Below are 12,257 nucleotides of genomic sequence, written 5' to 3' on the forward strand. Positions count from 1 at the left end.
CCGACAAAATATCTTGTTTAATTGGCCGAAATAAGAATATAGCACATAATCAAATTATATAGCAAGTGTTATTTTCTAAAATAATTCGAGTTTAATTTAAAATCAAAACAAACCCCAAAACCGATGAAGGTTGTGCAAATTCGGCTGGCTTTTAAGCAACCACAAATCAAGAGGACTTAAATCTGAAAAATATAAAAAAAAAGCCAGCGATTTTATCGCCGGCTTCCCGTCAATTCAACAAAATGTTATGGAGTATGATGGCCAAAATATTGGAGCGTTCCATTTGGATAAGAGTTCCACTCTCCTGGAAGGTTATAAAAGGAGGAACCGGACTTAATCCCCGATTTTCGGATAATAGTCCCATTATTCGGCATAAATTGCGTTTTGCCGTCAGGATCACCTAAGACATCGATCGTTACACCGTTCTTTTTCAGGACATAGCCTGTCGTTACATTTTTATCTGATTCTGATAACATTATTTCTTCATTATAGTAGGCCGCAGGAACAATGTCGAAAAAGTCATAAAAAATGGAATCGATATATATATAAGGCATGCCTTTCCAAAACGAATTAATAGGCTGGCTCCACACTTTAGGAGTATTTGTAGCTAAATTGTATTGATGAATCTCAAGTGAGTATCCTGCATTTTCTATAGGTTTAGAAGTATCCCCTACTGGATTGTAAAACAACTCAATAGCAGTGCGGGTTTTATCCAAGGATAGATACTGGGAAAAATATAGATCCTCTGGCCCTTGAGGATTTGCTATCACTTGGAATACAGTGGCAGATCCGTTCGCCCCGATTACCCAGTAGTATTGAGAAATATCCCCATTCCATGTCCAAACTGTCCCGTTAAGAGGGATTGGTCCAGTAAAGGTAGAATCTGCCGTACCCGAATAGACTTTAAATGAAGTTTCACCCGGGAAAACTGTTGACATGTCATAAGTAATCGGATCTTTGACCCCTTGCTTGGTTCGGATTTGAACAATTCCGTTCGTCGTTAGAGGAGCATTTGTTACCTGAAAATTATAGGTGGCTGTTCCACCATGCCCGTCATCCGCAGTAATCGTTACCTTGGTACTTCCTGCCTGATTACCCGGAGTAAGAGTCAGCGTTGATCCGTTAACCTCTGCATTTGCCACACCGCTTGATTCAACAGTAGAAGTAAACGTCAGGGCATCCCCGTCAGCATCACTGAACAATTGGGATAGGTCGTAGCTTCTTGCATTGGTAACTCCTGCAGTCAACACTTGTTCATAAATGGCAGCTTCTACTTGAGGGCGTTGATTTGAAGATGGGTTAGACGAACCGGATGACTGGACATTGACCTGGAAGGTAATTGAAGTTTGCCCTCCGCGACCATCCGTAGCCTTGATTTCTATGCTTGTCGCCCCTGCACTTAGTGCCTGAATTTTCAATTGGTCTCCAGTGATTTCCGCCGAAGCAACAGACGGAACGGAAGAGGTTGCCTTAAAGGTCAACGTATCTCCATCAGGATCTGTAAAAACGGAATCTAAATCGAGTGAGTAAACCGCATCACCTACAGTAAGCGACTGGTCGGCAGGTTTAGTTTCTACTGGATTTTGATTCTGTGGAGGTCCAGCTGTGACGGTGGTTTTGAAAGTTTCGATTACTTCCCCTCCACGGCCATCTGTTGCTTTGATCGATACTAATGTGCTTCCGATCATTAATGGTGTAAGAGTAAGCATATCCCCATAAACGGCAGCAGTCACAACAGTCGGCTCAGAAACGCTATGAACATCGTAGGTTAAAACATCGTTATCAGGACTGGAGAAGAAATCATTTAAGGACAATTGAATATCGCCTGTATTTATTTCTTTCATCTGATCCGGAATCCCTGTGGAAATCGGGGATTCATTGACGCTAACATCAAAATTAGTAGTGACCTCGCCCCCACGGCCATCTTCTGCTTTAAGCGTAATCGTTGCTGTTCCTGGGGAAACTGCATGGACTGTGGCTATGTTTCCGTTAACGGATATAGCAGCGACTAACGAATCCGAAGATTCTGCAGAAACGTCCACAGAGTCGCCATCGGGATCGTGGAATACCGAAGATAAATCCAGGGTATAATCTGAATTGCCTAAAATCAGTGTCTGATTACCTGGTTGCTGATCTATAACCGGATTTTGGTTAGGTGCAGCGGTTACTTCCATTTGAAACGACTGGATTGTGCTGCCCCCATGGCCATCAGATGCCTTAACAGACACTGATGTGCTGCCAATTTTTAACGGTGTAATAGTGAGTGTGTCCCCGTTTAACACTGCAGTCGCAACGGAAGAATCAGCAATATTATCAATGCTGTATGACAACGAATCCTGCTCACGGTCAGTAAAGAAGTCTTTTAAAGATAATTGAATGTCGCCTGAATTGATTTGTTTCGTCTGATCCGGAATTCGTAAGGATGCCGGAGGTTCATTAACGGTAAAATCAAAATTGGTTTTAACCTCGCCTCCACGGTCATTAGTCGCTTTTAACTGGATGCTTGCTGTTCCTGAGGAAATCGCATGAACCGCGGCTTGATTTCCGTTAACGGAGACCGTCGCAATGGCAGGATCCGAGGATTCTGCCGAGATGGTCAGTGGGTTGCTGTTCGAATCAAGGAACACCGGGGATAAATCCAGAATGTAGTCCGCATCACCCACAGTGAGCGTTTGGTTGCCTGGCTTCTGATTTACAACCGGATTTTGATTAGGTCCCGCACTTACCATTAATTGAAACGACTGGTTTGCGCTGCCTCCCCGACCATCGGACGCCTTGACAGTAAACTGGGCATGTCCTACAACTGCCGGAGTTAATACCAATTGATCACCCATCAGGGTAAAGGTAGCAATGGAAGGATCATCGATCGCTACCTCATAGGTCATGAGATCATTTTCAGAATCCGTAAAAAACGATCCTAATGATAAGATTACGTCGCCGCTTCCCAACTGTTCGCTTTGATCGGGGATACCCAATGAAACAGGAGATTCATTGACACGGACCTTGAAATTCGTTCCCGCTTTTTTCCCAGCCTGGTCATCTGCAGCGATCGTAATGGTCGCAGTCCCTTTGCCAACAGCCTTGATAAACAGTTTTGTCCCCTCTACTCGGACTGTACTGATTTTTGTACTAGACGACACTGCCGTATATTTGAGCTCGGACTGCTCCTCGTCCGTAAAATGACCAAGCAAGTCAATTTGAAGTTCAGAATCGCCCACCGTTACGGCTTGATCGTCATATTTGGTCACTAACTTCGGTGCTGTATTGGTCACAACCGTAGAGCGCGAGCTACCGGAAGAGCTACTGGAAGAAGTTGTAGTGACTCCTGATACCGTCGAAGAGGACACACCTGCTGCAAATGAAGTATTCGTGACTTGGCTGGAGGAGCTTACACTAATATTTGCTTCAGAGTTATTTACTTGTAAATTTGAAATGGTTCCAGCTACCTCCAGACTGACCGAGGAGGAACTGCTCACAACCAATGTATTAATGGAGGCCTGGCCTGTCAGAGCTACGGGCTGATCACTGTTGACTGACAATTGCTGAATAGTCCCCTGCAACTCCACCTGCTGGACACCGGTAAGAACTTTTAACTGCTGTATCATTGAGGATGAATCATTTTCAATCGTTGCATTGGAAGTCAACGTCATTTGATCCACCCTTGAATTTCCTTGAATGACTACGCGGACATCCTGTTTGGATACCTCGACATCTTGCAGCTCAGATGTGTTAAACAATACGGTGTTTTGGTCACCGCCCTGAATATATGTTTTTCCTTGTACCGTAAATTTAGAGGCATAGAAATCATGTTCAAGGCTTGACGTAACTGTAAAACTATTTTTGACATTCAAATTCATAACCGAAATGTAATCGCCGTCAATAGTTAAATCTCCGTCAATCGAGGAGTTATGACCATCTAATACAAGATTGCCGCTGAATTCGGAAGCTTGCCCTATCGGGGCTTGCCCACTCGCATGGATGACCAGTTTGGTGATTGATTCAATGGTCCGCTGTGATGCTACAAATTGAATATCTGCTCCTTTAAGAATCTCCTGGTTAGAGGTTTGCAGGATTCCTTTAACTGAATCCGAGAGCTTATAATCAATTCCGTTAATCCAGGCCTTTCCATCCTCTACTTTTTGGAGTTGGACTACATGGTCCTTGGGGAAAAAGGTAGACATCATATACTGGGCTATATCTTGACGCTGAACGGACGATTTAGGTTTGAAACCGGACTGATCCGTCTTCATGAAGCCCGACTGTAAAGCTGTATTAACGTATGGCCGTGCCCACGGGCTGACCCGATTCCAATCAGTAAGTTTAGCAGACTCCGTGGCGTCAGCTGTAATAGGAAGCCCGGCAGCCCGCATAAGCAGAACCGCAGCCTCCTCTCTGGTTACTGCCGCTTTGGGCCTGAATTTGGAGCCGTCGTCTCCATTCATGAGTCCTGCACGATGTACAGCCTCAATATAGGGACTGGACCAATTTTTCGAGTCTACATCCGAGAAGCTGCTACTTGCTGCTTTAGAAATAGAGAGTTGAAGAGCTTGAGTTAACAGAACCGCCATTTCTTGACGAGTCAACAAATCCGTTGGCCGATAAGATCCGGATGGGTCGCCATGCAGAAGTCCGGCTTCAATGGCTTGCAGGATGCTTGTCTTTTGCTCTGAAGCAATATTATTGATGTCTTTAAAAGGCAGGCTCGCCAGAGCTACTCCGTTTGACGCATCACTGGCAGCAGATGCAATCGTCTGCAAAGCCGTTGGAGCAACAAGTGCAGCCAAGGCTAATGTAATCAGCCATTTATTGGGCTTAGAACTCATGATGTTCCCTCTATTCTTTTTATTCATTACGGTGCCTCACTGTTAAAGATACCGATATTATCCGTATAATCGATACCTTCATCAAACCATTCACTCGCCTCGTAGTGGCCTGCATTTCCATGGGTAACATCGGATTGTCTAGCTATAGTGGTATGAGGCTGAAACACTGCTGTATCAATCAGCTGATTATCGTAATAGAGCGATAAAGTGACAGGTGCTGAATCGTCGTTATAAAATCCCATATCCATGAAGTAATCTACATGTGCATCACCAAAATACATGGTATCTCCTATCACAAAAGTAGCTCCACCTGGAATAGAAGCACCAGCGTTTTGACTTATTTCGATCGAATTTCCACTATCACTGCGTTCAATTCTAATTTTCGAAGCATCCAATTCCTCAGAACCCGCATTATAAAGCTCAACTATCTGCATCATAGGGTCGCCCTCCCCCCATGCCAACTCAGAGAAGAAAAGTCCCTTCTTTTCTCCAACAGTGACTTGGAAGGTCGTTTGAACGGTTCCCCCCTCCCCATCATCTGCGGTGACTGTAACTGTAGCACTTCCCACTGCAAGCGGAGTAATACTCAGTTGGTCAGCTGTAACGGAAACCGTTGCTACTCCAGGGTCCGATGAATCAGCGGTATACGTTAGTGAATCCAAATCTTCATCTGCAAAAGTTGAAGCAAGTCCAACAGTTGTATCCATAGCACCTGCTTCTGTAGAAATATCATTAATCGTGTTTTGAACAACAGGAGCGTGATTAACCGCAGGCAAAGGAGTCACCGTTAGAGTGAAATTCGTATCCACCGTGCCACCGTTTCCGTCGTTCGCCGTTACTGTAATCATGGCGGTGCCTGCGTTCACTGGCGTTATTTTTAGGTCGCTTCCGTTTACCGCTACTGTCGCCACGCCTGCATTCGTCGAGGTTGCCGTGTATGTCAGCACATCGCTGTCTTCATCTGCAAACACACCCGCAAGACTCACCGTCTTGATGCCGTCTGCGGCTCCTGTCGTCACATTGCTGATCGACGTGTTCACCGTCGGCGCATGGTTTACGGCTTCCGGGATCACCGGCGTGATCGTCACGTTGAACTGTGTATGCACCATGCCGCCTTTACCGTCATTTGTCGTTACCGTAATCGTGGCCACACCCGCCTTCACTGGCGTAATTTTCAGGTCACCTCCGTTTACGGCTACTGTCGCCACGCCTGCATTCGTCGAGGTTGCCGTGTATGTCAGCGCATCGCTGTCTTCATCTGCGAACACACCTGCAAGGCTCACCGTCTTGATGCCATCTGCGACTCCAGTCGTTACATTGCTGATCGACGTTTCCACCGTCGGCGCATGGTTTACAGCTTCCGAAATCACTGGTGTGATTGTCACGTTGAACTGCATATCCACCGTGCCACCGTTTCCGTCATTTGCCGTTACCGTAATCGTGGCTGTACCCGCGCTCACTGGTGTAATTTTCAGGTCACTTCCGTTTACCGCTACTGTCGCCACACCCGTATCTGTCGAGGTTGCCGTGTATGTCAGTGCGTCGCTGTCTTCATCTGCAAACACACCTGCAAGACTCACCGTCTTGATGCCGTCTGCAACTCCTGCCGTTACATTGCTGATCGACGTTTCCACCGTCGGTGCATGGTTTACAGCTTCGGGGATCACCGACGTGATCGTCACGTTGAACTGACTATTTATGGTCCCGCCCTTGCCGTCGTTCGCCGTAACCGTGATCTTGGTTGTTCCTGCGCTCACTGGTGTGAGAGTCAGCTGACTTCCATTCACCGATACCGTCGCTACGTTCGTGACCGAAGATTCTGCTGTGTAAGTCAGAGTGTCTCCGTCAACATCGGTAAAGCTATTTGCCAGATTAATCTTTTTAGGCTCATCTGCTGTACTTAACGTAATATCTGTAAACCCGGTAGTAACGCCTGGCGCATGGTTAGTCACTGAATTTGTTGAAGTTCCACCTCCAGATGAAAATGTCACGCTACTCGATGTAACTGTAGTCGTTTTTTGAACCGTCCCGTCAGCGGGCTGAATTTGTCCGATCTGCTTTTGTACTTCGTTGTAATTTTGGATAACTTGTGAAACAGAAATATCTTTAGGTAGCTTAATCGTTTCAACTTTAAAATTCGGGTTCAATGTCACTTTAGCGTTTGCGTTGGCAACTTTTAGCTCCCCAATTGTCCCTGTCCCTTTAATAGAAATATCACTGCCGGAATTCACAGTAAGATGGTTTACGTTGCCATTCAGCTGGATATTAGAGACACCGTTATTAAGCTCAATTACTCCTTTGGTATCCCCTTTAATCTGAACACCATCACCCGAAATTCGAAGCAGGCTGCTTTCCGGTAGACCATTGGTGTTTAACACAACATCTTTTTGCACGATCTCCAATTGTTGTAGCCCGTCCACATTACGATTGCGCGAATTAAACTTTAATATAGCTCCCTTTAACGCATCTTTATTGGAGTTTCCGATCAACTCTTTCAAATTTCCTTCTATTAAATAGGGAACATTATCAATTGTTACAATGTCTCCATCAACGCTATTAATCGTAGCCGTCTGCTCTTGAGTTTTGAAAATATCCAGCAGGAAAGGAGCAATATCCTCCCTTTTTACTTCACCCGTGGGATTGAGCTTGCTGTCATGAATGTCAATTAAACCCAAACGAAGTGCCTTATCTACCGCTCCAGCCGCCCATTGGCTTACCGAGGACTGATCTTTAGGCAAAATGCTTGATCCGCCCTCTGCATTAACCCCTCCGACTGCACGAACAAACACAGCTGCCAGCTCTTCACGCGTAACAGAATCGTTCGGACGGAAGTTTCCTAATCCATCCCCGGATAGAAGCCCGGCTTTTTGTGCGGCTTCTATATATGGCGCAGCAAATTGTTTGCTTTGCACATCTTTAAAAGTAAAAGAACTTGAAATAGGGTCCAATTTTAAAGCTCTGACCAACAATACTGCGAGCTCCTGGCGAGTTAATGTTGCTGCAGGGCGAAAAGTTCCTTGAGGATCTCCCGATAAAAGCCCCTGGCGTACAGCTTCTTGGATGGCCACCATTTTATCATTCGTCACAAAGGATATATCTGAAAACGAATTATTGGCAGGCGTTGCAGCGTGAGCAGAAGTACCAAACGTCGCCTGAAGAGCAACAAGAGCGGCTGCCCACTTAAGTGAATAAACCTTCAATGGTTGTACCTCCTAATTTACTTTTAAGTAAAACGACCCTATTCAATCTTCGAAATGTTTCTACCTAATTCAAAGTTAATAAAGCCTATTCACTGAATTTATCGATAAATAATGCGTTTATATTATTTTTTTATTCATATATTTGTCGAAAATAAGTGATTTATGTCGTTTCGATTAATATATACGAAAGCTCTGAACCAATTCTGAACAAAATCTTATATAATTGATGCTGGTTGCACTAAGTCCCCAACTATATTCTTCAAATAACTCATTTCCGCGAGTGATTTATCCGGATCTTCCCTTAACCATAATACTTGTTCTATAAAAAAATAATCGCAGGCTAGAAACCTGCGATTATTTTTAAGTTAAGACAGCCTCATGCGAAGTATGGAGTTACGTTTTAAAATGATCAGTTTGCCAAGATTAGCATTGTCGACTATTGTACAGCTTCATTAAGCATAAAAAAGCAGCAACTTCACGGATCGTTCCGGAGAAGCTGCTGCTTTCGTGTTCTTATTGGGCTTTGGCTGTATCAAGTAATCGTAGATAATAAAAAAGCTATGCTTACGAATTATTGGTATAATCCGTAAACATAGCTCTCCACGAGTCTTACTTAAGGTTGTATTTTTTGTTAAAGCGATCCACACGTCCACCAATATCCACGTTTCTTTGTTTACCAGTGAAGAACGGATGCGAAGCGGAGCTAGTATCTACACGGATAACTGGGTAAGTGTTGCCATCTTCCCATTCCATCGTTTCTTGCGAATATTTAGTAGAAGCACTCAGGAAAGTGAATCCACAGCTAGGGTCCAAAAAGATAACTTTGTTCAATGTTGGATGAATATCTTTTTTCATTTGTTTCACCTAATCTTTCATGTAGTTTTAGTTTCAATCTTCAAACGTACTGACGCAATGCTCCATCAGTTGGCAAAAGGAACGGTTATGTCTCAGAAAAAAAGACGACAGATCATAACGGTTGTGCTCAAGGTCGTAAACGACAAGCAAACGATGCCGTGTATATTGCATCGCCCATTATACGAACGCTCCGTATCTTTCGTCAGCCTTCATCGTTATATAAGCATATTGTGAATGGTCCTCCGGCTCGTCCCGCATGCTGACATCAGCATAGGAAAACTCGGTGACCACGTGCTTTCGATTCAAAAGGCAAAGCGTGCCACTGTAGCTCAGCATCCATCATACAACCATGAAAAGAAGCCGTTCTCTTAGGTGCTAGCTTTAACTTTGGACGCTCTGTCCACTGGACTAATTCAAGTTTTCGCCGGTTCCATAACGCAGGCTTTTTGCAAACTTACAGGCTTCGCTCAAGAAGAGATCATTCAGGTTGCTATGCAGCAAACCACAAATTATCTAGTTTCACGATGAATCGTGTACTTTTTCAAACGCGGAGAGTATTTTCTCATTTCAATACGCTCCGGATGATTTCTTTTGTTCTTGGTTGTTGTATAGTTGCGATCACCGGATTCGGTGCATGCCAAGGTAACAATAACGCGCATTTATTCTTCCTCCTCAATTGGAATACATGGTATACAATTACAATAGTAATTTTTACGATTAGTTCTATTCTATAATTCATGCTCCTCTTTGTCAACCTTAGAGTCGCGGTTTGTTGCTTCTTTTACTGTGTTCCAGCGATTACGGTACTGTACTAGCTTGGGATGAAGTTCCAATGGCTCACTCGAAAGCAGCAACCTGACGTTTCTAATCCATTCTCCAAAGGATGCATAGGAAGCGCACAAATTAGCAGTTTCAGGACTCATATACAAAAAAAGCGGAGTTGCATACTTTTCCGCCAAAAAACGAATGGCTGCTTCAATTGGCGTATACTTTTTTCGCTTACCTTCCCAGTTCTCAATCACAACAGCACTCAAAGCCTGCTCTCGCTGCCACTCTCCCAGCTCGTCGACCCGCTTATAATACGAGCGTACTGGCTGCTTCCACATTCTTCTGACCGTTTCTTCATGTAGCGGATACAGCACCAGCTTTGTAAAAGACAGTGCAGCCCCCGTTTCGGCAAAAAGCTCCAGCTCACTAGCTGTAGTCTGCTCAAACGTATCATAGTAGACCATAGTCCCTTTGTGCGTTTCGATTGGCGGTTCATAACCATAGGGTACATATTGAAGGTTTCTTGTCATGCTGGGCACTCCATCCTTCCATAGAAAATTTCTCCTTCTATATTATACCCTTGTTATGGCATGAGCTTACATAAAATGTTTATCCTTATTCGACAGCAGGTGTATTACCGCGCGGATCCCGCCGGAACTGCAATGCGTAAAGCCCCATCGTCACAAGCGCAATCAGCGCAAGCACCGTAAATATATTGCTGAAATTGAACACTTGGACATTAGATACAACCGGATTCAAATGAAAGGACGACGAACTATCTAACGTTTTGCCCAAAATACTTGTTGTGATCGCCCCGGCAATGAAATTCAACAGAGATAACAGCCCCATTCCAACACCAATCTGATCTTTCGACAAAGTACGAGAAATCGTGTTGGACATGGCAATCTGCATAAAGGTCTGACCTACATTCCCGAAAATAAGCAAAAACAAAATCAGATACGGAGATGCACCTACAAATGTAGACAAGCTGATAAAGCAGATAAACAATAGCGATACGGCTGTATACACCAGAACTGAATTTCCTTTGCTATCGGCCAAACGCCCCCCTTTTTTTCCTAAAAGAGCTGACGCAATAGCAGCGGGAAACATAATCAGTCCAATCGTAGCTGGTGTAAGCTGGTTGAGACTATTCAAAAACTGTGGTGCCAAGTACGGCAATCCAAAGCTAATCCCCGTCCCTAAAAAAGCGATAAGAAGCCCATATGAATATTGCTTGTTACGGAACAGCTTCGGCTGGATAAACGGATCGTGGGCAGTATGAATGCGCCATATAAACAGTCCAAATAAAACCACACCGATCAGAAAAAACATCATATTGGCTTGTGAAATGGAAAGCAACAAGCAGGCCACTGTTCCACCCAGCAATAATCCGCCAAGAAAATCGAACTTCTGATCCTTTCCTCGCTGATCGTCCAGGTATTTGCGAAAGAACGGCAAAGCGATCAGTGGCAGCATGGAAATGACGAACAAAAAACGCCAGCTCGCAAAGCCTGTAATCAAACCGGAAATAATGGGAGCCAGCGCAGTACCTAATGCTAAGCCGATTGCTGTGACGCCTAAAGCTCGCCCTCTTTTTTTAGCTGAGAAATAGCGAACGGGAACAATCATAGCGGTTGCCGGAATAACAGCAGCCCCTGTGGCCTGAAGCAAACGGGCTACAATTAACATCCAAAATTGATTGGCCAACAGTCCAATAAGCGAACCTAGTGCAAAAAATATAATCCCAAATGTCAGCAAGTCTTTGAGACGATACTTATCTGCAAGCTTGCCGTAGGTCACCGAGCCGACTGCATACACGATCATATAACCCGTCAGTAGCCAGCTTACATCGGAGGCACTAATATGAAATTCCTCCCGAATCACAGGCATAACAACATTAAACATAAAAGCGTTCATCACTGAAAAAACAAGTGTGAAGGCCAAAACACGCATAAGCTTATCCGCATTGGGATAAGTTTGTTCTTTTATCATTTGGTTTCTCCCTCTCCTGTAAACATCTTATCTAGGTTACATTTTATAGCTCATAGATTCCTCAGCCGGGCAAACTTTTCTAATTATCCGCTCAAACGCAAGCATTCGCAGGACGGTAATCGTGAAGAATTTTTTTGAGCAAACCGCGCAGCGCCTCCGACTCTCCGACAGATAACGTTTTGCCTACGGAGCTTTTAATTTGCTCAATGGTACGTTCGGCTACCTTGTGAATCTCCAAGCCTTCCTCGGTCAAATAAATCTGCTTCATTCGTGCATCTTCCGGATGACTTTGGCGTACTGCCCAGTTTTTCTTAACGATCCCGTTTACCAGGCTGGTAACACTTGATTTATCAATAAGCAATAGCTTTTCCAACTCCGTATTGGTGACTCCAGGCGACATCGCCAGTATATAGAGCGTCTGCGATTGTGGGGAGGTAAGCCCCAAAGGGCGCAGTGCTGTTTCAATCTCACGCCGGACGGTGGTGAAAATCCATTTAATTAAGTACATCGTGCTCTCTTCTTCCCAAGGAAGACAAACGGGATACACCTCACTTCCCATTTCACTACTAACCTCCTTATCCATCGAATTTTAATAGTTTGAATTCCAACTAATTTTAAT

Annotated in this window: 7 protein-coding genes; all 7 read right to left on the bottom strand. The window is 44.4% G+C overall.

Annotated elements, in window-relative coordinates; genetic code table 11:
- Nucleotides 1–245 precede the first annotated feature (245 nt).
- The gene (locus BN1546_RS00290; protein WP_090739112.1) at nucleotides 246–4,823 is read right to left on the bottom strand and encodes an S-layer homology domain-containing protein; all 4,578 of its coding nucleotides are present in this window, start codon (nucleotides 4,821–4,823) and stop codon (nucleotides 246–248) included.
- 26 nt (nucleotides 4,824–4,849) lie between these two features.
- Nucleotides 4,850–8,023: an S-layer homology domain-containing protein gene (locus BN1546_RS00295; RefSeq protein ID WP_090735238.1), complete on the bottom strand. Its 3,174-nt coding sequence runs from the start codon at nucleotides 8,021–8,023 to the stop codon at nucleotides 4,850–4,852.
- Nucleotides 8,024–8,632: 609 nt separating this feature from the next.
- On the bottom strand, nucleotides 8,633–8,878 hold the full coding sequence (locus BN1546_RS00300) for a type B 50S ribosomal protein L31 (RefSeq protein ID WP_013310118.1): 246 nt from the start codon (nucleotides 8,876–8,878) through the stop codon (nucleotides 8,633–8,635).
- Nucleotides 8,879–9,387: 509 nt separating this feature from the next.
- Complete coding sequence (rpmG, locus tag BN1546_RS00310) at nucleotides 9,388–9,537, bottom strand: 50S ribosomal protein L33 (protein WP_013370941.1); 150 nt, start codon at nucleotides 9,535–9,537, stop codon at nucleotides 9,388–9,390.
- A gap of 69 nt (nucleotides 9,538–9,606) precedes the next feature.
- The gene (locus BN1546_RS00315) at nucleotides 9,607–10,176 is read right to left on the bottom strand and encodes a hypothetical protein (protein ID WP_025679145.1); all 570 of its coding nucleotides are present in this window, start codon (nucleotides 10,174–10,176) and stop codon (nucleotides 9,607–9,609) included.
- 85 nt (nucleotides 10,177–10,261) lie between these two features.
- Complete coding sequence (locus BN1546_RS00320) at nucleotides 10,262–11,638, bottom strand: MFS transporter (RefSeq protein WP_058829598.1); 1,377 nt, start codon at nucleotides 11,636–11,638, stop codon at nucleotides 10,262–10,264.
- A gap of 91 nt (nucleotides 11,639–11,729) precedes the next feature.
- A complete protein-coding gene (locus BN1546_RS00325; protein WP_013370938.1) occupies nucleotides 11,730–12,197 on the bottom strand; it encodes a MarR family winged helix-turn-helix transcriptional regulator in 468 nt (155 codons plus the stop codon).
- Nucleotides 12,198–12,257 lie beyond the last annotated feature (60 nt).

The sequence above is a fragment of the Paenibacillus sp. Mc5Re-14 genome (assembly GCF_001049835.1).
Lineage (GTDB): Bacteria > Bacillota > Bacilli > Paenibacillales > Paenibacillaceae > Paenibacillus > Paenibacillus polymyxa_C.

Bases quoted from the DNA above. Each gene is read 5' to 3' on its own strand.
- BN1546_RS00290 (WP_090739112.1), bottom strand. From the start codon at position 4,823: ATGAGTTCTAAGCCCAATAAATGGCTGATTACATTAGCCTTGGCTGCA.
- BN1546_RS00300 (WP_013310118.1), bottom strand. From the start codon at position 8,878: ATGAAAAAAGATATTCATCCAACATTGAACAAAGTTATCTTTTTGGAC.
- rpmG (WP_013370941.1), bottom strand. From the start codon at position 9,537: ATGCGCGTTATTGTTACCTTGGCATGCACCGAATCCGGTGATCGCAAC.
- BN1546_RS00315 (WP_025679145.1), bottom strand. From the start codon at position 10,176: ATGACAAGAAACCTTCAATATGTACCCTATGGTTATGAACCGCCAATC.
- BN1546_RS00320 (WP_058829598.1), bottom strand. From the start codon at position 11,638: ATGATAAAAGAACAAACTTATCCCAATGCGGATAAGCTTATGCGTGTT.
- BN1546_RS00325 (WP_013370938.1), bottom strand. From the start codon at position 12,197: ATGGGAAGTGAGGTGTATCCCGTTTGTCTTCCTTGGGAAGAAGAGAGC.